18 protein-coding genes are annotated in these 22,689 nt (G+C 67.5%); 7 read left to right on the top strand and 11 right to left on the bottom strand.

What is annotated here, in order from left to right; genetic code table 11:
- Positions 1-6 precede the first annotated feature (6 nt).
- Positions 7-1,245 carry a PPE family protein gene (locus ACJH71_RS11605; RefSeq protein WP_406758204.1) on the top strand — a complete coding sequence of 413 codons (1,239 nt, stop codon included), beginning with the start codon at positions 7-9 and terminating at the stop codon, positions 1,243-1,245.
- A gap of 12 nt (positions 1,246-1,257) precedes the next feature.
- On the opposite strand, the gene ACJH71_RS11600 is transcribed toward ACJH71_RS11605, so the two are convergent.
- Together ACJH71_RS11600 and ACJH71_RS11595 are read right to left on the bottom strand one after the other, a co-directional pair.
- On the bottom strand, positions 1,258-2,673 hold the full coding sequence (locus ACJH71_RS11600) for a PE-PPE domain-containing protein (RefSeq protein WP_406758155.1): 1,416 nt from the start codon (positions 2,671-2,673) through the stop codon (positions 1,258-1,260).
- Positions 2,674-2,920: 247 nt separating this feature from the next.
- Positions 2,921-4,504, bottom strand: coding sequence for a serine/threonine-protein kinase (locus ACJH71_RS11595; RefSeq protein WP_406758154.1), 1,584 nt, complete (start codon positions 4,502-4,504; stop codon positions 2,921-2,923).
- A gap of 117 nt (positions 4,505-4,621) precedes the next feature.
- Between ACJH71_RS11595 and aroA the strand changes: the two genes are divergently transcribed.
- The 4 genes from aroA (at position 4,622) to ACJH71_RS11575 (ending at position 8,812) form a co-directional block, all read left to right on the top strand.
- The gene (aroA, locus tag ACJH71_RS11590; RefSeq protein ID WP_406758153.1) at positions 4,622-5,914 is read left to right on the top strand and encodes a 3-phosphoshikimate 1-carboxyvinyltransferase; all 1,293 of its coding nucleotides are present in this window, start codon (positions 4,622-4,624) and stop codon (positions 5,912-5,914) included.
- Entirely contained in the window at positions 5,911-6,900 is a 990-nt protein-coding gene (rsgA, locus tag ACJH71_RS11585; RefSeq protein ID WP_406758152.1) for a ribosome small subunit-dependent GTPase A, read from the top strand. Before aroA ends, rsgA begins: the two co-directional genes overlap by 4 nt.
- 355 nt (positions 6,901-7,255) lie before the next feature.
- A complete protein-coding gene (locus ACJH71_RS11580) occupies positions 7,256-7,555 on the top strand; it encodes a PE family protein (protein ID WP_406758151.1) in 300 nt (99 codons plus the stop codon).
- A gap of 15 nt (positions 7,556-7,570) precedes the next feature.
- The gene (locus tag ACJH71_RS11575) at positions 7,571-8,812 is read left to right on the top strand and encodes a PPE family protein (RefSeq protein WP_406758150.1); all 1,242 of its coding nucleotides are present in this window, start codon (positions 7,571-7,573) and stop codon (positions 8,810-8,812) included.
- 146 nt (positions 8,813-8,958) lie between these two features.
- Here ACJH71_RS11575 and ACJH71_RS11570 read toward each other — a convergent pair whose 3' ends face one another.
- The 5 genes from ACJH71_RS11570 to ACJH71_RS11550 all read right to left on the bottom strand — a co-directional run bounded on the left by ACJH71_RS11570 (position 8,959) and on the right by ACJH71_RS11550 (position 14,333).
- Positions 8,959-10,218 (bottom strand): fatty acid desaturase family protein, encoded by a 1,260-nt coding sequence (locus tag ACJH71_RS11570; RefSeq protein ID WP_406758149.1) that lies wholly within the window; start codon positions 10,216-10,218, stop codon positions 8,959-8,961.
- Positions 10,219-10,300: 82 nt separating this feature from the next.
- On the bottom strand, positions 10,301-11,446 hold the full coding sequence (locus tag ACJH71_RS11565; protein WP_406758148.1) for a ferredoxin reductase: 1,146 nt from the start codon (positions 11,444-11,446) through the stop codon (positions 10,301-10,303).
- Positions 11,447-11,492: 46 nt separating this feature from the next.
- Positions 11,493-12,002 (bottom strand): DUF6912 family protein, encoded by a 510-nt coding sequence (locus tag ACJH71_RS11560; protein WP_406758147.1) that lies wholly within the window; start codon positions 12,000-12,002, stop codon positions 11,493-11,495.
- Positions 12,003-12,111: 109 nt separating this feature from the next.
- Positions 12,112-12,942: a polyphosphate kinase 2 gene (gene ppk2 / locus ACJH71_RS11555; protein ID WP_406758146.1), complete on the bottom strand. Its 831-nt coding sequence runs from the start codon at positions 12,940-12,942 to the stop codon at positions 12,112-12,114.
- Entirely contained in the window at positions 12,939-14,333 is a 1,395-nt protein-coding gene (locus ACJH71_RS11550) for a WS/DGAT/MGAT family O-acyltransferase (protein ID WP_406758145.1), read from the bottom strand. Before ACJH71_RS11550 ends, ppk2 begins: the two co-directional genes overlap by 4 nt.
- Positions 14,334-14,537: 204 nt before the next feature.
- Between ACJH71_RS11550 and ACJH71_RS11545 the strand changes: the two genes are divergently transcribed.
- A complete protein-coding gene (locus tag ACJH71_RS11545) occupies positions 14,538-15,071 on the top strand; it encodes an Rv3235 family protein (RefSeq protein ID WP_406758144.1) in 534 nt (177 codons plus the stop codon).
- Between the two features lie 39 nt (positions 15,072-15,110).
- On the opposite strand, the gene secA is transcribed toward ACJH71_RS11545, so the two are convergent.
- The 4 genes from secA to ACJH71_RS11525 form a co-directional block, all read right to left on the bottom strand.
- Complete coding sequence (gene secA / locus ACJH71_RS11540) at positions 15,111-17,894, bottom strand: preprotein translocase subunit SecA (protein ID WP_406758143.1); 2,784 nt, start codon at positions 17,892-17,894, stop codon at positions 15,111-15,113.
- 110 nt (positions 17,895-18,004) lie between these two features.
- A complete protein-coding gene (hpf, locus tag ACJH71_RS11535) occupies positions 18,005-18,706 on the bottom strand; it encodes a ribosome hibernation-promoting factor, HPF/YfiA family (protein ID WP_406758142.1) in 702 nt (233 codons plus the stop codon).
- Positions 18,707-18,826: 120 nt separating this feature from the next.
- Positions 18,827-19,474, bottom strand: coding sequence for a ComF family protein (locus ACJH71_RS11530; RefSeq protein ID WP_406758141.1), 648 nt, complete (start codon positions 19,472-19,474; stop codon positions 18,827-18,829).
- A gap of 41 nt (positions 19,475-19,515) precedes the next feature.
- Positions 19,516-20,190, bottom strand: a complete 675-nt coding sequence (locus ACJH71_RS11525; protein WP_406758140.1) for a carboxymuconolactone decarboxylase family protein — start codon at positions 20,188-20,190, stop codon at positions 19,516-19,518.
- A 163-nt stretch (positions 20,191-20,353) separates the two neighbouring features.
- Between ACJH71_RS11525 and ACJH71_RS11520 the strand changes: the two genes are divergently transcribed.
- Positions 20,354-22,687 carry a nitric-oxide reductase large subunit gene (locus ACJH71_RS11520; RefSeq protein ID WP_406758139.1) on the top strand — a complete coding sequence of 778 codons (2,334 nt, stop codon included), beginning with the start codon at positions 20,354-20,356 and terminating at the stop codon, positions 22,685-22,687.
- The last annotated feature ends 2 nt before the right edge of the window (positions 22,688-22,689 follow it).

The following is a 22,689-nucleotide window of genomic DNA, read 5'->3' as shown; positions in this document are numbered from 1 at the left end:
TTGGTGATCGACTACGGGGCGCTGCCTCCGGAGGTCAATTCCACGCGGATGTATGCGGGAGTCGGCTCCGGTCCGATGTTGGCAGCAGCGGGGGCCTGGGATGTCTTGGCCCAAGAATTGAGCGTGACCGCGGCCGCGGTGGACATGACCATCGCGGACCTGACCAGCGGTCCGTGGCGGGGACCGTCGGCGACCGCCATGGCCGCGGCGGCACTGCCTTTCACCACCTGGTTCAGGGCGACGGCCGCGCAAGCCGAACAGGCGGCCATCCAGGCGAAGGCCGCGGCGGCCGCCTTTGAAGCCGCGTTCGCGATGACCGTGCCGCCGCAGATGGTGTTCGCCAACCGGGCCCAGCTGATGATGTTGGTCGCCACCAACTTCTTCGGCCAGAACACCCCGGCCATCGCGGCAACCGAGGCCCACTACGCGGCGATGTGGGCCCAGGACGCCGCCGCGATGTATGCCTACGCAGGTGGTTCCCTGGCGGCTTCGCAGCTGTCGGAGTTCACCTCGCCGCCGCAGACCACCAATCCGGCCGCACAGGCTGGGCAGGCCACCGCGACCACCCAGGCCGTCAGCAATTCCGCGGTGTCGCAGGCTACCTCCCAGGCGACGTCGCAGGGGCTGACCTCCTTGCAGTCGCTCACTCAGGCGGGCGCGGCCACCGGGGCGCCCGTGGTCCCGGGCACGGGCGCCACACCCCCCGCCGCCGTGTCGCCGTGGACCGCGTTCCTGCAACAGCTGGTTACTCCGTTGACGACACTCACCCGCTACTCCAACTCGGCCATGGGACCGTTCCGGCTCATCGACATGGTCGGCCAGGGCCTCAACGGTCACGAGGTATCGGGTCAGGCGGTCGGCGACGTCAGGGCGTTGTTCACCGAACTGACGAAGGTGGCCGACGTCGCGAAAGCGGGCACGGCAGCCTCCTACACGCCGGGGTTCGGCTCCGCGTCGCCGTCGGTCGCGCTGGGCCGGGGCATCCAGGTCGGGGCGTTGTCGGTGCCGCAGAGCTGGCCGATGGCTCCTACGTCGGCCAATCAGGCTGCCGCGACACTGGTTTCCAGCCGGGTCGCCGCTGCGGAGTCCGGCGCGATGCCGCGCGGCGCAATGGCAGGGGTGGCCGGCATGGCAGGTCTGCCCGGGGCCAGTGCCGCCGCCAACGGCGGGCCCACCGGCTTCCGGTTCGTTCCCCGATACGGCTACCGCCACCGGGTGATGAACCGGCCGCCCAGCGCCGGATAGGCGCTGGGCGGGTCAGATCAACGCGCCCAGCACGGCGAGCGGCAGTATGCCCAGGTCAACGGCGAGCGGGAGGCCGATGGCGTTGAGGAGGTCGCCGTCGGCCAACTCCGAGGCGAAGATGTCGTAGTTGATCTGGGGCAAGTTGAACAACAGTGCGGTGCCCACGTCCAGGAATGGAATGCCGGTGTGCGGCGGGAAGGTACCGAAAAGGTCATCCAGCGTGGGGAAAGTCGACCCGAAGTCCGCCATACCAGTGTCGGAGATCGCGTTGATGAAGCCTTCCATCTCGGCCATGAAGCCGGGCGGAGTGTTGGTCGGGTGGAAGATCTCGTCGAAGAAGTCGGCGACGCCTTGCTGCCAGGCGTTGCTCAGCGCCTGCGGCAACTCCTGCATGAGTGCCGACAGCGTCGCCGAATCCGGCAGGAATCCCAACGGAGTTGGCATATCGGCGGGGCCTTGACTCCAGCCGTGCTCGATGTTGCCGTAGCCCAGGTTCACCAGGATGCGCGTGACCGGCTCGAACAGATCGTAGAGCGCCTGACCGCCGCTTCCGAAGAACAGCAGCGGATACAGCAGCGGCAGTCCCTCGGTCGGAATCATGTAGTAGTTGGTCAGCGAATCCGGCGACGCATTCGGCAGCAGGATCGCATCACTGATCTGATCGGGCGTCAGCCCCAGATAAGTGGTGTGCTGGAAGGCAATTCCGAAGATCGCGTTGAGAACCGACAAGAAGTTGATCGGGTATTGAGGGAAGTCGGCGAAGCCGTCGTATTCACGGTTGTAGACCTCTGCCGGGTACAGGTCAGAGGGTGCGGCTCCACTGAAGGTGAGACCTAGGCTCGGAAGAGTGGGCTGCGCATTGTCCGGCAGATTGAAGCGCTCCAGCATGCCGCCGTTCGGCGAACTGACATTGCCGATCATCACGAAATGCACGTAGTCACTGGGCACGCCCGCACCGGCGAGCTGGTACTGCAGCTGCGACTCGATGACTGCGCCCTGCGACCAGCCGAACACCACCGCGGGATTCTCGGCGCTCAGGTCTCCGTTCTGGTACTGAGCCATGATCGCGTCGTAGAGGTTCTGCTGCCCCTGCGCCACCGACTCATCCAGCGCGCCGCCGAAGGGACCCAAGAACGGGTAGAGCTGCTCTGGTGTCGTGACGACTTGTGTCGTGCCGGTGAATCCGAGCGGCTCCAGGTACAGCGACAAGGCGGCGTCCACGTACGACGGGCCGGGCGTGGCCAGCCCACTGCCCCCGATGATGAACGCCGTGCCGCCGCCGAGCGGCAGAGCAGTGCCGTTGGCGGCCAAGCGCAACCCGGGAATCTGCAGGGCAGTCGACGGCGCAGCCGCAGCGGTGGGTGCGATCAAGCCCGCTCCCACGACTGCGATGGCAACGGCGCCCAACGGACCGCGTACGTGATTCACTGATGCTCCTTCGGGCAGCCCGACGACGCGGACTCGGCAACCGCTGCTCGGCCAGGCGAAAGCTGTCGAGCAACCTTGAATTACTCGAAAGCAACATAGCAATAGGCCGTGCAATCGTGCGCACTCTAATGTTTCAGTGACGCAATGCCGAGCCATTCAGAGCCGCCAAGGAGGCGTCCACCCCGGCCCGCACGAAGTCCAATCCGTGCCCGGGATCGCTATGCGATGTGCGGAGCCCAGGCGATGATCAGGCCGGCTTGGCCGGTTTGGCCATCTCGACGGACGGGTTGATGCCCGCGGGAACGTCACCGAATCGGCTGGCTACCACCGGAACCCAGATCTGGGCTCCGCGCTGGCCGCACTCGTTGCTTTCCACGGTGGCGACCATCGCGCCGTGCAGGACGCCCGGAATGGTCGGCTCCAGCGTGAGCACCTGGGTGGTGGTCTGACTGTCCTGTCGCCCGTCGACACCGATACACGGCGTGTGCACGGTCTGCGGCTGCGACCGCCAGGTATCGCCGGTGAATTCAAGGGCCAATTCATTGCCGCCCGACGGCGTCTTCACCGTCTTCCGGTGATCCTTGGCGTCCAGCATCGTCGCCGACGCCGTGCACGCCGAATCGTCACAAGACGATTTGACGGCCCACCAGGTGCTCACGTTGGGCGGCTCGGGGTTGGGGACGCCGTTGTACTTCTCCCCAGCCCGGTTGGCATCGACGCGGTAGGTGCCCTCGAACGCCGGCGCCTTGGGTGGCGGCGCCACAGCCGCCGCAGGTGCACCACCGGCGGCGATCGCCGCCGGGTCGGCCGGCTCCTCGGCCAGCAGGCGCGGGACGATGGCCGCCACCGATCCCACCACCGCAAGGCCCAGGGGCACCAGGACCGCGGGCCGCGCCAGCTTCGATAGCCGGCTCGGCGGAGGTGCCGGCAGCGCACGCGCGACGCCCCGCACGACTGTCCTGGCGGAGTCGGACTCGCCATCGGCGTCCGGGTCGGCAAGTTGCTCGGCCAGGGCTGCGACGAAGTCCGAGCAGTCCCGGAATCGCTCGGCAGGGTCTTTGGCCAGCGCCGCGGCCAGCACGTCGTCGAACTGTTGCAGCTCGGGACGACGGTCGCTGAGCAGCGGAGGCGGTGTGTTCAGGTGGTGACTGATCACCGTCACGGGGTTCTCGTGCTGATAGGGCGGTGCTCCGGTCAACATCTGGAAAGTGGTGGCGGCCAGGGCGTACTGGTCAGCGCATTCCAGACCTTCGGCACCCATCAGTTGTTCGGGTGCGGCGTAGGCGATGGTGCCGATGGCAAGATTGCTGGCGGTCAGCCCGGTGGGGCCGCTCAGTTGCCGGGCGATGCCGAAGTCGGCCAGCACGGCGGTCAGCACCTCGTCGCCGTCCTCGGTCACCAAGATGTTGCTCGGTTTGACGTCGCGGTGCACCACACCTTGCCCGTGGGCGTAATCCAGCGCATCGGCGATGCTCGCAACGATCGGAATGGCGATCTGAGCCGGCATCCCGGCCGGGAACTTGCGGGTGATGAGCTCGCCGAGCGTCTCGCCCTCGATGTAGTCCATCGACAGCCACAGCCGACCGCGGTATTCGCCGCGGTCGTGCACACGCACGATGTTCGGGTGCACCAGCACGGCGGCGGCTTCAGCTTCCCGCCGAAACCGCTCCTCGTAGTCGTCGTCGGCGCTCAGCGACCGGCGCAGAATCTTCAGTGCTTCGCGTCGGGGCAGCCGGGGGTGCTGGGCAAGGTAAACCTTGCCCATCCCGCCAGCACCCAACAGTTTCAAGATGGTGTACTCAGCAAAAATCGAGCCCGACGCCAGAGCCATGCCGCCGACACTAATGATGGTGGGTAAACAGTTGGGTGATACCAGGAAGCCAGCCGGCAAAAAACCTTACGAACCGCCGATACCAGCGTTGGAGCCACGCGCTGGCAGGATGAAACCGTGACGACTTGGCCGGCACCGATGCCCACCGCTCCCATCGACGCGACGGTGACCGTGCCCGGCTCGAAGTCGCAGACCAATCGGGCGCTGGTACTGGCCGCGCTGGCCGCCGGACGAGGTGGTGGCGTCTCCACCCTCTCCGGCGCCCTGCGCAGTCGCGACACCGACCTGATGCTCGACGCACTGCGGGCCCTGGGCCTGCGGGTCGAGGCCGTAGCCCACCACGTGACGATCAGCGGCAAGATCGACCCCGAGCCGAACATCCGACTGAACTGTGGGCTCGCCGGCACCGTACTGCGGTTCGTGCCGCCACTGGCCGCACTGGGCACCGTCACCGTCACATTCGACGGGGACGAGCAGGCCCGAACGCGGCCGATCGCGCCACTGCTGGATGCGATGCGCAGCCTGGGCATCACGGTCGACGGCGACGGGCTGCCGTTCGGGATCCACGGCACCGGATCCGTCGCCGGCGGCACCGTGGCGATCGACGCCTCCGCGTCGTCGCAGTTCGTCTCCGGCCTGCTGCTGGCTGCCGCGGCGTTCGACGACGGACTGACCGTGGTGCACACCGGGGCGACCCTGCCGTCCGCCCCGCACATCGCGATGACGGTGGCGATGCTGCGCCAAGCCGGGATACACGTCGAGGACGCCACCCCGAACCGGTGGCGGGTCACACCGGCGACGCCGGCTGCCCGCAACTGGGAGATCGAACCGGACCTGTCCAATGCCACCCCGTTTCTGGCGGCCGCCGTGGTCACCGGAGGCCGCGTGCGGATCGCCGGCTGGCCGGCTGTGGGGGTACAGCCCAGCGACGCCATCATCGAGGTCTTCGGTGCAACCGGCGCCAGGCTGCGCCACGCCGATGCGCACCTGGAGATTCAGGGCCCGGGCAGCTACGGCGGCTTCGACGTGGATCTGCGCGCCGTCGGCGAGCTCACCCCGACGGTGGCGGCACTGGCTGCCCTGGCGGCCCCGGGTTCGGTATCGCGGCTGAGCGGCATTGCGCATCTGCGCGGGCATGAGACCGACCGGCTGGCGGCGCTGACGACCGAGATCAACCGGCTGGGCGGCGACAGCGTCGAGACCGCCGACGGCCTGCTGATCACCGCGACCCCGCTGCACGGCGGAATCTGGCACTCCTACGCCGACCATCGAATGGCTACCGCCGGTGCGATCATCGGCCTGCGGGTCCCCGGCGTCGAGGTCGAGGACATCGAGACCACCGCCAAGACCCTGCCGGCATTCCCCCGGATGTGGGCCGACATGCTGGCCGACGCGGGGGCCGGCGCTTGAAACCGGAGGACTACGACGAATCCGACGTCAAAGTCCGCTCCGGCCGCGGCTCGCGGCCGCGTACCAAGATCCGCCCCGGGCACGCCGACGCCCAATCCGCCATGGTGGTCAGCGTCGACCGCGGCCGCTGGGGCTGTGTCCTCGACGGCCCAGACGGGCCGGCCGACATTCAGGTCACCGCGATGCGCGCCCGCGAGCTGGGGCGCACCCCGATCGTGGTCGGCGACCGCGTCGACGTGGTCGGCGACCTGTCCGGCCGGCCCGACACGCTGGCCCGCATCGTGCGGCGCAGACCGCGACGAACGGTGTTGCGGCGCACCGCCGATGACACCGACCCCACCGAGCGGGTGGTGGTCGCCAACGCCGACCAACTGCTGATCGTGGTCGCGCTGGCCGATCCCCCGCCGCGCACCGGTCTGGTCGATCGCACGCTGATCGCCGCCTACGCCGGAGGGCTGGCGCCGATTCTGTGCCTGACCAAAACTGACCTGGCGGATCCGGCGCCCTTCGCCGACCAGTTCGCCGACCTGGACCTCACGGTGGTCACCGCGGGCCGCGACGACCCGCTCGACGCCGTCGCTCCCCTGCTGGAATCCCAGGTGACGGTGCTATTGGGGCACTCCGGCGTCGGCAAATCCACTCTGGTGAATCGCCTTGTCCCGGAGGCTGATCGGGCCGTCGGACGGGTCACCGACATCGGCCGGGGGCGTCACACGTCCACTCAGTCGGTGGCACTGCGCCTGGCGGGATCGGGCTGGGTGATCGACACCCCGGGAATCCGCTCGTTCGGCCTGGCCCACATCGCACCCGACGACGTGCTGCTGGCATTCTCCGACCTCGCCGAAACCATCGATGAGTGTCCACGCGGCTGCGGCCACCTGGGACCGCCGGCCGATCCCGAATGCGCACTGGACAATCTGACCGGCGCAGCGCAGCGCCGTGTCGAAGCCGCACGCCGCCTGCTCACGGTGCTCCGCGAGGGCTGACGCCCGTCTCCCCAACGCCGAGTGTGAATCTCACGACGCCTCAGCGGTGAGTTGCGTCGTGAGATTCACACTCGCGACCACTAGAGCACGACGGCCAGGCCGACTCCGACCGATGTCGGCGGTCGCTCGGTCTCATCCATTGACCGCCCTCACCTGGTGAACGGCGAGGGCCCAAGGTGAACGCCAAGCGTCATCGAATCAACGCCTTCGGGCCGGCCGATGAACATTAGCCCCGTACGGGTGAACAAAGAGTTTCGCCGCTTCTCCGATCCACGGTTCGCTGCTTAACCTGGCAATGTCCTGGAAGGTTCCTGCCAAGTCCCTGTACGTGATTGCAGGCGAAGAGGAGATAGACATGTCGACCGTTGTTACACAGCCGGAGGTATTGGCCGCGAGCGCCCGAGAGCTGCAGGCCATCAGCTCGGACATGGAAGCCGGAAACGCGGCGGCGGCCGCCCCCACCACCCAGATCACCCCGGCGGGCGCCGACCCGGTGTCGCTGCTGACCGCCACTAATTTCGCCGCGCACGCCGAGCTCTACCAGCAGGTCAGCGCCCAAGCCGCCGCCATGCGGCAGATGCTGGAGATGGTGTTGAACATCAGCGCGCGTTCTTACGACGCCACTGAGGCCGCAAACGCGGCCGCGGTCTCCTAGAGCTAGGTCGACGCCATGGACTTCGGCACATTGCCGCCTGAGATCAACTCTGCCCTGATGTACTCCGGCGCCGGTTCGGGGCCACTGTGGGCCGCCACCCGCGCCTGGGAAACCCTCGGCGCCGATATCTACACCACGACCGCCAGCTATGCGACCGTGCTGGCCGACCTGACCGCGGACTGGCACGGGCCGGCGGCGGCGGCAATGGCAAAGGCGTTCGAACCGCACCTGGAGTGGCTCAACCGGGCCGCGGCGCAGGCTGAGCAGGTCGCTGCCCAGGCGGGTGCGGCAGCCGCCGCTCACGATGCGGCTTTCGCCGCGACGGTTCCGCCGGCGGTGGTCGAGGCCAACCGCGAGACGCTGATGTCGTTGCTGGCGACGAATGTCCTGGGACAGAACACGCCGGCGATCGCGGCTACCGAAGCCGCCTACGGCGAGATGTGGGTGCAGGACGCCACGACCATGTACGGCTATGCCGGGCAATCGGCGGCCGCATCGCGGTTGACGCCGTTCACGGCGCCGGCCCCCACCGTCAACCCGGCTGGGGTGGCAGCCCAGGAGGCCGCCGTTGCACTTGCCGTCGGGACGGCGACTGCGACCGACGCCGACACCCTGACCGCCCTGACCACGACGCTGCCGGGTCAGCTCGGCAGCCTCGCGGGCCCGGCCGCATCGAACTTGATCGAAGATCTGCTCAATCCAATCACCTGGGACGGATCGACCATCACGTTCAACGGCATGCTCGGCGATCTGATGCGTGGCCTGACCGGATCGCCGACGCTGAGTGCGTCCAGCCCGTTCGACATGTTCATCCGGATGGTGTCGCCCATGCGACTTTTCACCACCGCGTTCAAGGACATGGACGGTCTGTCGCATTCCCTGGTCCCGGCAACCAAAGCTGTCGAGAAGGTCGCCGAAGGCGCCGCCAAGGCAGCTGAAGGCGCGGCCAAGAGTCTCGGTGCCGGAGTCGTCGGAGCCGCCGGAACCATCGGCCACGCCTCGCTGGTCGGCCCGCTTTCGGTCCCGCCGACCTGGGCCGCCGCCCTGCCGGCGGCCGCCGTCCACTCCGCCCCGGTCCAATTGGCCAGCTACGCCAGCTCCACCGGAGCCGCCGCCGGCCAAGCTGGCCACAGCGCCCTAGGTGGGATGCCGATGGCGGGTGCCGGCGGTGGCGGCCGCGGCGGGTTCGGCGCCTTTGGCACCCCCCGCTACGGGTTCCGGCCGATGATGGTCGGCCGGCCGCCGTCTGGCGGCTAACCAGGCAGCCCTGATCCGATCGGTCTGTTTCCCTCGCGTATGCCGCGCCATGATCCGCTCTGGCGCGGCATACGCGATGCTGAACTGAGCCAAGCCCTGGAAAGGGCTAGCCGCTGTCTACCGCGACCCGGCAACGCGCGGGTGAATCAGGCGGCCTGGTCCATCCGCTTGTCACGACGCCATCCGCGAACCGCCGAGATGGCGGTCTTAAGCCCACGACGACGGCCGGTCACCGGGTCATTCTGAGAGAACTCCGGCCCCAGCTCGGCGAACATCCTCTCGCTGCGGGTCTCGGGCGCATCGTCGGCGGTGTCGCGCAGGAAGCGGTCCGGCAGTGACAGTTTGGCGATGGTGCGCCACGTCTTGGCGTACTGCACCAGGAACGGCCCGGAGGTGTAGGGCAGGTCGTACTTCTCGCACACCGCGCGCACCCGCACCGCGATCTCCGGGTAGCGGTTGCTCGGCAGATCGGGGAACAGATGGTGTTCGATCTGGTGCGACAGGCTTCCGCTCATGAACCGCATCGGCTGCCGGGCATCGATGTTGGCGCTGCCCAGCAGCTGCCGCAGATACCACTGCCCCTTCGACTCGCCGACCATGTCGGTCTTGGTGAATTTCTCTGCGCCGTCGGGGAAGTGACCGCAGAAGATGATCGCATTGGCCCACACGTTGCGGATCACATTGGCGATCGCGTTGGCCTTTACCGTCGAGGCGAACGTCGCGCCGGGCGACAGCGAGGTCAGGGCCGGAAACGCAACGTAGTCCTTGAACACCTGCCGGCCAGCTTTGTCGCCGAACTCCCGCAGCCGGACCAGGGTGGCCTGGCGACTGTCGCGGCCTTTGAAGATCTTGCCGATCTCCAAGTGCTGCAATGCGACTCCCCACTCGAACCCGATCGCCAACATGGCGTTGTAGAACAGGTTGAGCAGGTTGAAGCGCTGCCAGCGAGTGTCTCGAGTCACCCGGATTACGCCGTAACCCACATCGTCGTCCATCCCGAGGATGTTGGTGTACTTGTGGTGGGCGAAGTTGTGGGTGAAGCGCCAGTGCTTGGAGACACCGGCCATGTCCCACTCCCAGCCGGAGGAGTGGATCTCTGGATCGTTCATCCAGTCCCACTGCCCGTGCATGACGTTGTGGCCGATCTCCATGTTCTCGACGATTTTGGCCACGCCCAGGGTGGCGGTACCGGCCCAGCGCGCCCAGCGCCGGTTACCGGCCGCCAGCAGCACCCGGCCGGTCACCTCGAGCGCCCGCTGGGCGGCGATGGTGCGGTGGATGTAGCGGGCGTCGCGTTCGCCTCGACTCGCCTCGACGTCTCTGCGGATGGCGTCCAGTTCCGCGGCGAGGTTCGCCACGTCGGCGTCGCTGAGGTGCGCAAACACCTCGACGTCGGTTACCGCCATCAGACCGCCTTTCGGAAACGCATTACCGTCTGCACCTACGCTATCGTAACCTACGACTCCGTAGGTTACCAGCGGGTAATCATTAGACGTCGAGCTCGCAATCGCCGGCGGCCGTGCTGACACAGGTCTGCACACGGGTCCCCGGCTCGTGGTCGGCACCGCTGCGCAGATCACGCGCCTGTCCCGCCACCAGCGTCACCACGCATGACTGGCAGATGCCCATCCGACACCCGAACGGCATCAGAACCCCGGCGCTCTCGCCGGCCTCGAGCAGCGTCGTTGCCGCATCCGCCGCAACGCTCTTGCCGCTGGCCGCGAAGGTCACCATGCCCCCGCCCTCGGCCGTCGCGGTACGCGCCACCGCGAACCGCTCGACATGCAAGTGGTCGGCGATCCCCGCAGCGGCCCAGACGCGTTCGGCGTCGCCGAGCATCGCCGCCGGCCCGCACGCCCAGGTCTGGCGCTCACGCCAGTCGGGCACCTCGGCGTCCAGGGTTTCGGGTCCCCGCAGCTCCAGCCGGCCCTGGTCGCGAGTGGTGCGCAGCAGCAGCCGGTAGCCGGGATGGTCGCGTGCCAAAGCGGCCAACTCATCGGCGAACAGCGTGTCGGCTGCCGTGGGCGCCGAATGCAGGTGGACGACGTCGGCGATGGCGCCGCGCCGAGCCAGCGAGCGCAACATCGCCATGACCGGCGTGATCCCGGAGCCGGCGGTGACGAACAGCACCGTGGCCGGCGCCGGGTCGGGCAATACGAACTCCCCCTGCGGGGCGGCCAGCCGGACCACGGTCCCCGGAGCGACGCCGTCCACCAGGTGGCTGGACAGGAAACCTTCCGACATCGCCTTGACGGTGATGGAAATGGTGCGAGAACCGGTCACCGGCGGCGAGGTCAGCGAGTAAGAACGCCAACGCCATCGACCGTCGACCAGCAGCCCGATGCCGATGTACTGGCCGGCCCGGTAGTCGAATTGGAACCCCCAGCCGGGCCTGATGACCAGTGTTGCCGAATCCCCGGTCTCGCGCCGGACCTCCACCACCCGTCCACGCAGTTCCCGGGCCGACCACAACGGGTTGGCCAATCGCAGATAGTCGTCGGGCAACAGCGGGGTGGTGATCTGTGTTGCGATGCGGCGCACCGCATTCCAGACCGGGTGACGGTCGGCCCCCACGGCGGTCGGCCGCTTGGTGTCACCGATGTGGGCGACGATCGCCGAATGCTTCTTGCTCACTAAACCTACGGTACCGTAACTTGCGCGAGGCGCCAGCCGCGCGAGGTCAGAGCAGGTCGAGCAGGAACGGCAGCTCCTGGGTGGCATACCAGGCCAGGTCGTGGTCCTGAGCGTCGCCGACGGTCAGCTCGGCGTCCTCGTCGCCGAGGTCGGCGTCGTCGATCACCGCCATTGCCGCGAGCACAGCCGGCTCGGCGGCAGCGTTGTCCACATACGCCGCGACCACGTCGGTGATTGCGACCGGCCCGGCCAGCCGCACCACGGCGGTATCCAGATCGGGGCGGGCGGCAGCCCCCTCGACCTCGGCGACCAGCACCGCCCGGCGCGTGGGCAGCTTCTCGCCGGCCGAATCGGCGTCCGCACCACCGAGCAACCGCAGCGAGGCCAGCGCGGCCTCCCCCAGCGCGACCTCGGCCAGTTCGTCGTCGTCGCCGTGGGCGTAGGCCTCCCGCAGCGCCGGGGTCACCGCGAACGCGGTCCCGCTGACCGGACGCAATGAACCGTCGGCAACCAGTTGGGCCAGCATGGCCAGCGTCGCCGGGATGTATACCCGCATGTGACCAGACCTTAGCCGCGATCGCGAGCGCGGCGAAGCCGGGCGCTGCGGGTCACGGCCATCAGACCTTAGCCGCGATCGCGAGCGCGGCGAAGCCGGGCGCTGCGGGTCACGCGTCGCCCAGCAGCGTGGCGGCGTAGTCGTCCACATAGCGATAGAGGCTGCGGTCGGGCCGCTCGTAAAAGCCGGTGACGATGGGCTTCTTCGGCAAATCCACCCGTTGGCGCTCCACCTCGCGATACGGAATGGACTCCAACAGGTGCGACATCATGTTCAACCGCGCGTGGGTCTTCACCTCAGACTCGACCACATACCAGGGGCTGGACGCCGTATCGGTGCGGGCCATCATCTCGTCGCGGGCCCGGGAGTAGTCCTCCCAGCGGTGCAGCGCCTCAAGATCCATCGGCGACAACTTCCACTGCCGCAGCGGGTCGTTGCGCCGCTTACGGAACCGGCGCAGCTGCTCTGCCTGCGAGACCGAGAACCAGTACTTGCGCAACAGGATTCCGTCGTCGATCAATAACTGCTCGAAGACCGGGGCCTGCTTCAGGAACTGCGCGTGCTCCTCGGGCGTACAAAATCCCATCACCTTCTCCACCCCGGCCCGGTTGTACCAGGATCGGTCGAAGAGCGTGATCTCACCGCGCGCCGGCAAGTGCGCGACGTAGCGCTGGAAGTACCACTCCCCCCGTTCGCGCTCGGTGGGGGCCGGAAGTGCCGCGATCCGCACGGTACGCGGGCTCAGGTATTCGGTGATGCGCTTGATAACGCCGCCCTTGCCTGCGGCATCACGGCCCTCGAAGAGCACCACCACCCGGGTGCCGGTATCGCGGACCCATTCCTGGAGTTTGACGAATTCGCTTTGCAGACGCAGCAATTCCTTTTCGTACACGTCATCGGCGAGCCGCCGCTTAGCGGCTTCGAATTCGTCCTCGCTCACTGTGCTGCCTCCAGCAGTTCGGCCAGCGCCTCATCCAGTAGTGCCGAGACCATTCCTACGTCACTCATCGCCTTGCGGTCGGCATTCACCCCGAAATAGAGCGTGCCGTTGTAGGACGTCACCCCGATCGTCAACGCCTTGTTCGGCAACAACGGGGGCACACTGTAGGTCTCGAGCAGCTTCGCGCCGCAGACGTAGAGCTGTCGCTGCGCGCCCGGCGCATTGGTGATCAGCAGGTTGAACACCCGCCCGGAGAACCCGGCGAACGCGGTCGCGACCCGAACGCCCATCGCGTGCAGGGTCGGCGGGGCGAAGCCCGCCACGGTCAAGATGGTGCGGGCGTCCACCAGCCCGGTCGAGGTGGGATGCGATTCGGTGGCGTAGGCAATCTGGGAGAGCCGTACTACCGGATTCGGTTCTCCGACAGGAAGGTCGACCAGGAACGGCGTGACCGCACCGATAGGTTGGCCCGCAGAGTCGAATTCGTGGTCCGGGTACACCGACAACGGTGCCAGCGCCCGTACCGTGCGCGTCGACCCGACCGGCTCGCCGCGGGCCAGCAGCCAGTTCCGCAACGCCCCGGTGACCACGGCGAGCACCACGTCGTTGATGGCGCAGCCGTAACGGGCTCGTACCGTTCGATAATCCTCCAGCGAACCGCGAGCCACCGTGAACAAGCGGTTCTGCGAGACCTGGGTGTTGAGCGGGCTGCGCGGGGCCGCGCCGCGTGCGATGGCGCGAGCCGCATCGAACGCCTTGCGGCCCGCCCAGGTCAGCGGGCTGCCGACCGTCGACCCGACCGCCTGCAGTTGGGTGCGCGGAGCCGCCACCCAGTCCCCGACCGCACCGAGCACCAGCTCGACGGCGCCGGGCTCGTCGCGCGGCACCCAGATATCCTCATCGAACGGCGGTGGGCGCTGGGTCCGGTCGACCAGGACGTGCCCCATCGCCGGGGCCGCCATGCCGTGGACCAGCGCCTGGTGCGACTTGATGTAGATGGCGATCCGGTTGTCGGCCAACCCCTCGATCAGATAGGTCGCCCACAGCGGACGGGCGCGATCCAGCGGTTGTTGCCCCAATCGGGCGATCAGCTCGTGCAGCTGTCGATCACTGCCAGGAGACGGCACCGCGAGATGCCTTACGTGGTAGGTGATGTCGAACTCGTGGTCGTCCACCCACACCGGGCGGGCCAGGCTCATGGTGACTTCGCGAATCTTCTGCCGATAGCGCGGGATCTGTGGCAGCCGTTGCTCGACGGTCTCCAGCAGTTTGTCGTAGCTCAAGCCGCCCCGCGGGTTACGCAGAATGAACAGCGACTGCACGTACATCGGCGTCGTCGTGTTCTCCAGCCGATAGAAAGAGGCTTCCGACGCCGATAGCCGGTTCACCATCGTGGCCCGTCCTCCTTTCTGGCTCGATCCGGCCGGGCACCGCACCAGTCCCGGATCGGAGAAAAACACTGCCGCTCACGGTAGCCCGCCGCTGGGCGCCGGCGCACGCGGATACGCGGCAGCCGCGATTGTGCGATGATCGCCGCACACGCCCTGCCACTCTCCAGCAGGCCCGCCACCCCGGACCGACCCTGGAGAGCTGCCGTGCCCACCGATCCGACCCCACTGCCGCGCTCGGCCGTCGCGCCGATGCTCGACTACGAACCGCCTGCCCGCCCGACCATGCCGTGTCGGCCCGCGCACCCTCCCGCATCCTCGCCGTCGGCCCGACCCCGCCACTGGCATCCCCCGCGAACACGGCCCGATCGACCCACGCGCAACGTCTTACCGGCCGCGCTGCAGTCGGCAGCGGTGTTCGCCGACGCGGCGCTGCGCCGGGTCCTGGAAGTGGTGGACGGGCGCCGGCCGTCGAGGCATCTGCATCCGCTGCTTGCCGCCGGATTGGCCGACTCAGTGGTGTCGGCCCGCCTGGCCACGCAGGCGGGCCGGGTTGAGCCGGCCATCCTGCAGCGGGTGCGGGTGCAACCGGCGGGCTCGGGCGAACCGGCCAGCGCGGTGGAGGTTTTCGGCACCTACCGGCGCGGGCGGCGCACACATGCGCTGGCCTGCCGCGTCGAGTCCATTCCACGGACCGGAAACGGCCCAGCCTGGCAGATCGTCGCGCTGCACATCGGCTAGCGGGGGACGGATCGGCGCCATCGGCTGAGCGCGCAAACCTCAGCTCTTGCGGGGCACCTTCGGCAACCGGGGCCCCCGGCCTTCGCGGCGGGCCGCCTCGCGGCGCTCCCGGCGAGACTGGGGGTTGTTTGCTCCGGCCGGTTGCAGGTCGCGGCCCCCGCGCACCTGCGCGGAGCCGTCCTCGTCGGGACCCGAATAGGTCAGCCCCGCCGTACCGTCGGCGCCGTCAGCACCGTTGGCGCCGTCGATTCCCTTGGCGCGCAACCCGAACTCTGCCAGCCCCTCGGGGGCGTCCACCGGCGCCACCGTCTGCTTCGGAACGGCCTCGACGGCGACGTTGAACAGGAAGCCGACCGACTCCTCCTTGAGCCCGTCCAGCATGCCGCGGAACATGTCGAAGCCTTCTCGCTGGTATTCGACCAGTGGGTCACGCTGCGCCATCGCCCGCAGGCCGATGCCCTCCTTGAGGTAGTCCATCTCGTAGAGGTGCTCGCGCCACTTGCGGTCGAGAACGCTCAGCAGCACACCGCGTTCCAGCTCTCGCATGGCGCCGGCCCCAGCAGTCTCGTCGACCTGTGCCTCACGCGCCGCGTAGGAGTTCTCGGCGTCGGCAAGCAGCGCCGCGAGCAGTTCTTCGCGAGTCAGATCATCGGCCTCGCCGATGTCGTCGGCGTGCAGCAGTTCGTGATAGTCGATCCCCACCGGGTACAGGGTCTTCAGCGCCGTCCACAGCTGCTCGAGGTCCCAGTCCTCCGCGTAGCCCTCGGCGGTGGCACCGTCGACGTAGGCGGTGATCACGTCGACGAGCATGTCGTGGGCCTGCTCGGCCAGGTTCTCCCCGTCGAGGATGCGGCGGCGCTCGGCGTAGATCACCTTGCGCTGCTGGTTCATCACCTCGTCGTACTTGAGGACGTTCTTGCGGATCTCGAAGTTCTGCTGCTCGACCTGGGTCTGGGCGCTCTTGATCGCCCGGGTGACCATCTTGGCCTCGATCGGCACGTCGTCGGGCAGGTTCAACCGGGTCAGCAGCGACTCCAGCGCCGCACCGTTGAACCGTCGCATCAACTCGTCACCCAGCGACAGGTAGAACCGCGATTCGCCCGGGTCCCCTTGGCGGCCGGAGCGGCCGCGCAGCTGATTGTCGATACGGCGCGACTCGTGGCGCTCGGTGCCCAGCACGTACAGGCCGCCGGCCTCGATCACTTCCTCGGCCTCGGCGGCCGCCTCCGCCTTGATCGCGTTGAGCGCTTCGTCCCAGGCGGCCTCGTACTCATCCGGGGTCTCCACCGGGTCCAGACCCTGGTTCCGCAGCCGCTGGTCGGCCAGGAAGTCGACGTTGCCGCCGAGCACGATGTCGGTGCCGCGGCCGGCCATGTTGGTGGCCACCGTGACCGCGCCACGCCGGCCCGCCTCGGCGATGATGTGCGCCTCGCGCTCATGCTGCTTGGCGTTGAGGACGTTGTGGGGGACGCGACGCTTGGTCAGCTGCTTGGACAGGTACTCCGAGCGCTCCACGCTGGTGGTGCCGATCAGCACCGGCTGGCCGATCTCGTAGCGCTCGGCGACATCGTCGACGACCGCGAGGAACTTGGCCTCCTCGGTCTTGTAGATAAGGTCGATCTGGTCCAGGCGCGCCATCGGCTTGTTGGTCGGGATCGGCACCACACCCAGCTTGTAGATCTCGTGCAGCTCGGCAGCCTCGGTCTCGGCGGTACCGGTCATGCCGGCGAGCTTGTCGTAGAGGCGGAAGTAGTTCTGCAGGGTGATGGTGGCCAGGGTCTGGTTCTCGGCCTTGATCTCCACCCGCTCCTTGGCCTCGATGGCCTGGTGCATACCCTCGTTGTAGCGCCGGCCCACCAGCACGCGGCCGGTGAACTCGTCGACGATGAAGACCTCGCCGTTGCGGACGATGTAGTCCTTGTCGCGGTTGAACAGCTCCTTGGCCTTGAGGGCGTTGTTGAGGTAGCTGACCAGCGGCGAGTTGGCGGCCTCGTAGAGGTTCTCGATTCCGAGCTGGTCCTCGACGAACTCCACCCCGAGCTCGTGCACACCGATGGTGCGCTTGCGCAGGTCCACTTCGTAGTGGACGTCCTTCTCCATCAACGGCACGATCCGGGCGAACTCGGAGTACCAGTTGGAGCTGCCGTCGGCCGGCCCGGAGATGATCAGCGGGGTGCGGGCCTCGTCGATCAGGATGGAGTCGACCTCGTCGACGATGGCGAAATTGTGCGGGCGCTGCACCAGCTGTTCGAGCGAATGCGCCATGTTGTCGCGCAGGTAGTCGAAGCCGAACTCGTTATTGGTGCCGTAGGTGACGTCGGCGTTGTAGGCGACGCGCCGCTCGTCCGGGGTCATCTGCGACAAGATCACCCCGACCTCCAGGCCGAGGAACCGGTGCACACGGCCCATCCACTCACTGTCGCGCTTGGCCAGGTAGTCGTTGACGGTGACGACGTGGACGCCTTTGCCGGAGATCGCGTTGAGGTAGGCCGGGAGCACACAGGTCAGGGTCTTGCCCTCACCGGTCTTCATCTCCGCGACGTTGCCGTAGTGCAGCGCCGCGCCACCCATCAGCTGCACGTGGAACGGCCGCTGGGTCAGCACCCGCCACGCCGCCTCGCGGGCCACCGCGAATGCCTCGGGCAGCAGGTCGTCGAGGGACTCGCCGTCGGCGTGCCGCTGGCGGAACTCATCGGTCTTGGCGCGCAACTCCGCGTCGGTGAGCGCCTCGACGTCCCCGGAGAGGGTGTCGATGTAGTCCGCTACCTTTCGGAGCCGTTTGACCATGCGGCCTTCACCAAAACGCAGCAACTTGGACAGCACGGCTATGTCCCCTACTCAGTCTTCGGCATTACGAGCGTCACCCATGGTAGGTGACACCGTTGCCAAGGGCGGTAACGCGCCGCCAACGCAGCTCCCAGAAGGCTGCGACCTCAGACCAGACGGATCAAGCCGTAGTCGTAGGCGTGCCGACGGTAGACCACCGATGCCTGGTCGGTCTCCTTGTCCTGGAACAGGAAGAAATCGTGGCCGACGAGCTCCATCTCGTAGAGCGCGTCGTCGACCGACATGGGCGTCGCGGTGTGTTCCTTGGTGCGCACCACCTGGCCAGGCTCATGCTCGTGGCCGTCGCTGTGCCCGACCGCTTCGCGGTGGTCGGGTTCGGCGGTGCCGTCCCGGTTGAATGCGCCGGCGAGGAACTCCGGGTCCAAGTTGGTGACACCGGTGGCCTCGGCCACCGACTGTGGAGTCTTGTCGCCGTAGGAGACGTTGCGGCGGCCCTTGTCGCGGCGCAACCGGCTCTCCAGTCGGTCGATCGCGGCCTCGAACGCGGCATAGAAACTGTCGGCGCGGGCCTCCCCTCGGACCACCGGGCCGCGGCCGTGCGCGGTGATGTCGATCTGCTGGCAGGATTTTCGCTGGCGTCGATTATTGGCGTGCTTGAGTTCGACGTCGAACAGGCGAATCGAGCGGTCCAACCGCTCTACGCGGGCCAGCTTCTGCGCGACGTAAACCCGGAAATGGTCTGGAATCTCGACGTTACGGCCCTTGACCACGATCTCCGCGCCCGACTGATCGGGTCGCTCGTCCACGTCGACTGACGCCGCGCTGGTTTCCACAAATTGATTTGCCATGCTCGACACTCTCCTGTCGTCTCGACCACGTTCTCTCAAGGTCCCCCGGCCCTTGATGACGACCGTAGCCATGCCGCCGGATAACTGCCACCGGTTTGGCGCACCCATTTGACACCCGTCTCATACCGAAGCGATCACAAGCGCGGCGCAAACCCTCACCCGGGCGTGACGCAGCACCCGCACCGACTCGGCCAGGGTGGCGCCGGTGGTCACGACGTCGTCGACGATCAGGACATCACCCGCTCCGGAGAAGTCCGCCAGCCCACGCCGGCGCAGCAGTACTCGGCCGGCGATGTTGCGCTCTCGGGCGCCGCTGCCCAGGCCGACCGAGTCGCGGGTCAGTGCCCGCATCCGCAGCGCCGGCACCACCGCCATCCCGTGATGGCCGCCCGCCGCCGCCGCGGCGATCCGCGCGATCGGATCGCCCCCGCGCCGCCGCGCAGCGCTGCGCCGGGTGGGCGCCGGGATGATCGTCAGCGGCAGGCCCACCATCTGCCAGCACAGCAGCCGCCGCAGCGCGGCCTCCATCGCCGCCGCCAGCGGAACGATGAGGTCGCTGCGTCCGCGTTCCTTGACCGCGACAATCGCCTGCCGGCGGGCCCCGGCGTAGCGGCCCAGTGCGAACACCGGCACCTGCGGATCCAGCCGCGGGGCGATCACCCGCGGTTCGTCCGGCCCGACGGCCAGCTGCGCAGCGCAGGCGGCGCACCATCGGGTCCCGGGCGCACCGCAGCCCCCGCACTGCAGGGGAAGCACCGCGTCAAGCACAAGGGTGATGCTTCCCCCGGGGTGTGACAACTGGTCCGGTCCTAGCCGCCCGCCAGGTCGGCCGACAGGTCGGCCACCGCGGCCCCCTCGGGTGCCTGGACCTCCACGATCAGCTCCGGGCGGTCGTCGAACTCCAGCTTCAGCGCACGACAGATGGTGGCGTGCATGTCATACATGCAGGTGATGTAGGTCAACTCCATGATCTCGCGGTCGGACAGGTTCGCCTGCAGCACCGCGAAGATCTCGTCGGACACCCGCCCGCCGTCGTAGACCAGGGCATCCGTGTAGGCCAGGACCGCGCGCTCGAGCCCGGAGAAGGCGTCACTGACCTGCCAGGACGGCAACGCGGCGATCTTCTCCTCGGACATGCCCAGCGAACGCATCTGCTTGCAGTGCTGGGAGAACACGAACTGGCTGCCGCGCGCATAACCGGCCCGAGCCTGACCGAGTTCGCGCAACAACGGGTCCAGCGAGGCGTTGCGATACAGGGCGAAACCGCGCACGGCATGGGAGAACACCTGCGGCGCCTGCGCGAACACCGTCCACCAGTCCCCCGGTGTCCCGTGGATGGTGCGGTGGCTGCCCGGAGCCGTCGCAGGTGCATCGGCGTCTAGGGGGTCCAGGGGATCTACGCCCGCGCCGAACAGCCGGTCGTAGAAGAACAGGATCTGCTCGTCGGTCACTTCGGCGCGCGGGATCTCGCGGAGTCGGGGCATGGCGGTGTCCTTTCCGGCCCGCACAGCGGACCGCTACTACGGTATGTCGTACCTCGGCGTCAAGGGGCATTTAGTCCACAGAGAAACTAACGCCAGACCCCAAATTCGTGAGGGCACTAACAGTTTCGCGAATTTTCATCCTCGATACTGTTAGCGTCCGTCCATGAGCACCGATGCGACACAGGTGGGCGCGCCCACCACCGAATCCGGCCGCGCCGAAGCGCTGGTCGGCAAGGGCTGGGCCCAGGGCGTGGCCCTGGTCATGATCTTCGGTTTCCTGGTGATGGGCATCCTGGCCTACCGCACGTACACGGCGTCAATGCCGATGCCGGACAAGGTCGTTACCGAATCCGGCCAGGAGCTGTTCTCCGGTGCCGACATCACCCGCGGCCAACAGCTCTACCAGGCCCGCGGCCTCATGCAGTACGGCTCGGTGCTGGGACACGGCGCCTACCTGGGCCCGGACTACACCGCCGAATACCTGCGGCTGGCCACCGAAGACGTCACCGATCAGTTCAAGGCCCAAGGCGTGACGAACCCGCACGACGAGGTGGTCACCGAATTCCGGACCAACCGCTACAACGCCGACACCAAGACACTGGTGTTCACCGACAAACAGGTCCAGGCGTTCAACGACATCGAGGAGCACTACGCCGCCTACTTCGGCGAAGCCTCCACCAAGTACGGCCTGCTGCCGCACATGATCACCGACCCCGGCGAGATCCGCGATCTGACCTCGTTCTTCGCCTGGACCGCGTGGGCGGCGGCCGCCGATCGGCCCGGCCACAACTACAGCTACACCAACAACTGGCCCTCAGAGCCCCGCGTCGACAACGGGCCCACCGGATCGGTGGTGGTCTGGTCGGTGCTGTCGCTGATCATGCTGTTGGGCGGCATCGGCATCATGTTCACCGTCTACGGTCGCTGGAGCCAGAACATCGGCTGGCACGGCACCGAGATGACCAAGCTGCACTTCCGCCAGCCCGGCGAGGTGCCGCTGACCCGCTCGCAGCGCGCCGCGATCTGGATCTTCGCCGTTGTCGCCGTGCTGTTCCTGGCCCAAGTCCTGCTCGGCGGCGCAGTCGAGCACTATCGAGCGGATCTGTCGGAGTTCTACGGGATCGACCTCGCGAAGATCCTCCCCTACAACCTGGCCCGAACCTGGCACCTGCAACTGTCACTGTTCTGGACTGCGGCGGCGTTCCTAGCCGGCGGAATCTTCCTGGTGCCCTTCATCACTCGCCGCGAACCCGGCAAGCAGTCGGTCCTGGTGTACGGACTGCTCGGCGCGCTGGCCGTGGTGGTGTTCGGTTCGCTGATCTTCGAGGCGCTGTCGATCTTCGGGGTGATCAAGCCCGGCACCGTGTTCTCCCAGCAGTGGGAGTTCCTGGACCTGCCGCGACTGTTCCAGGTGCTGCTGATCGTCGGCCTGTTCTTGTGGATCGTCATCATCTGGCGTGGCATGCGCGCGAAGCTGGCCACCACCTCGAAGATGAACCTGCCCTGGATGTTCTTCTTCACCGGGCTGGCCATCCCAACGTTCTACGCGGCCAGCCTGCTGGCCGGCAGTGAGACGCACTTCTCGGTCGCCGACTTCTGGCGGTTCTGGATGGTGCACCTGTGGGTGGAGGACTTCCTGGAGCTGTTCACCACCGCGATGGTGGCCTACATCTTCGTTCAGCTCGGAGTGGTGCGCGAACGCGTCGCGCTGCTGGTCATCTTCCTCGACATCATCTTGTACTCCGCCGGCGGCGTGATCGGCACCATGCACCACCTGTACTTCTCCGGCACACCGGTGGAGCACATGGCCTTGGGCGCGTTCTTCTCCGCCGCCGAAGTCATCCCGCTGACCTTCCTGACCGTGGAGGCCTGGGCCTTCCTGCAGCTGGGTGCTCGTCAGGAAGCCGGTGAGCAGAACAACTTCCCGGCCCGCTGGGCGGTGATGTTCCTGGTCGCGGTCGGGTTCTGGAACTTCCTGGGCGCAGGCATCTTCGGATTCCTGATCAACCTGCCGGTGGTGTCCTACTACGAAATCGGCACCGCACTGACCGCCAACCACGCGCACGCCGCGATGTTCGGGGTCTACGGCATGCTCGCGGTGGCGCTGGCGATGTTCGCCTTCCGCTACGTGATCCCGGCCGACAAGTGGCCGAACAAGCTGGCCCGGATCTCGTTCTGGGGCATGAACATCGGACTCGCGTGGATGGTGTTCGTCACCCTGCTGCCGCTGGGCGTGCTGCAGTTGTTCCACTCGGTCAACGCCGGCTACTTCGAGGCGCGCTCGCTGGGCTACATCACCCAGCCCGGCAACGCACTGCTGGAATGGATGCGCCTGCCCGGTGATGCGATCCTGATTCTTGCCGGCGTGGTGCCCTTCGTGTGGATCGCCTGGATTGCGCTGCGCAACTTCCGCTCCGGTGAGACGGTCGACGAGTTGCCCGAGAACCCGCTCTACGTCGAGGTCCCGGCAGACTCCGTGGCTGCAGGCAAGGGCTGAGC

The organism is Mycobacterium sp. SMC-15 (assembly GCF_045310925.1).
In the GTDB taxonomy this organism is placed as follows: Bacteria; Actinomycetota; Actinomycetes; order Mycobacteriales; family Mycobacteriaceae; genus Mycobacterium.
The sequence above is the reverse complement of the archived record's forward strand: the minus strand, read 5'-3'. Positions and strand labels throughout refer to the sequence as shown.

Bases quoted from the DNA above. Each gene is read 5' to 3' on its own strand.
- ACJH71_RS11550 (WP_406758145.1), bottom strand. From the start codon at position 14,333: ATGGTGAACCGGCTATCGGCGTCGGAAGCCTCTTTCTATCGGCTGGAG.
- ACJH71_RS11595 (WP_406758154.1), bottom strand. From the start codon at position 4,504: ATGGCTCTGGCGTCGGGCTCGATTTTTGCTGAGTACACCATCTTGAAA.
- ACJH71_RS11575 (WP_406758150.1), top strand. From the start codon at position 7,571: ATGGACTTCGGCACATTGCCGCCTGAGATCAACTCTGCCCTGATGTAC.
- ACJH71_RS11520 (WP_406758139.1), top strand. From the start codon at position 20,354: ATGAGCACCGATGCGACACAGGTGGGCGCGCCCACCACCGAATCCGGC.
- ACJH71_RS11580 (WP_406758151.1), top strand. From the start codon at position 7,256: ATGTCGACCGTTGTTACACAGCCGGAGGTATTGGCCGCGAGCGCCCGA.
- hpf (WP_406758142.1), bottom strand. From the start codon at position 18,706: ATGGCAAATCAATTTGTGGAAACCAGCGCGGCGTCAGTCGACGTGGAC.
- ACJH71_RS11570 (WP_406758149.1), bottom strand. From the start codon at position 10,218: ATGGCGGTAACCGACGTCGAGGTGTTTGCGCACCTCAGCGACGCCGAC.
- ACJH71_RS11525 (WP_406758140.1), bottom strand. From the start codon at position 20,190: ATGCCCCGACTCCGCGAGATCCCGCGCGCCGAAGTGACCGACGAGCAG.
- ACJH71_RS11560 (WP_406758147.1), bottom strand. From the start codon at position 12,002: ATGCGGGTATACATCCCGGCGACGCTGGCCATGCTGGCCCAACTGGTT.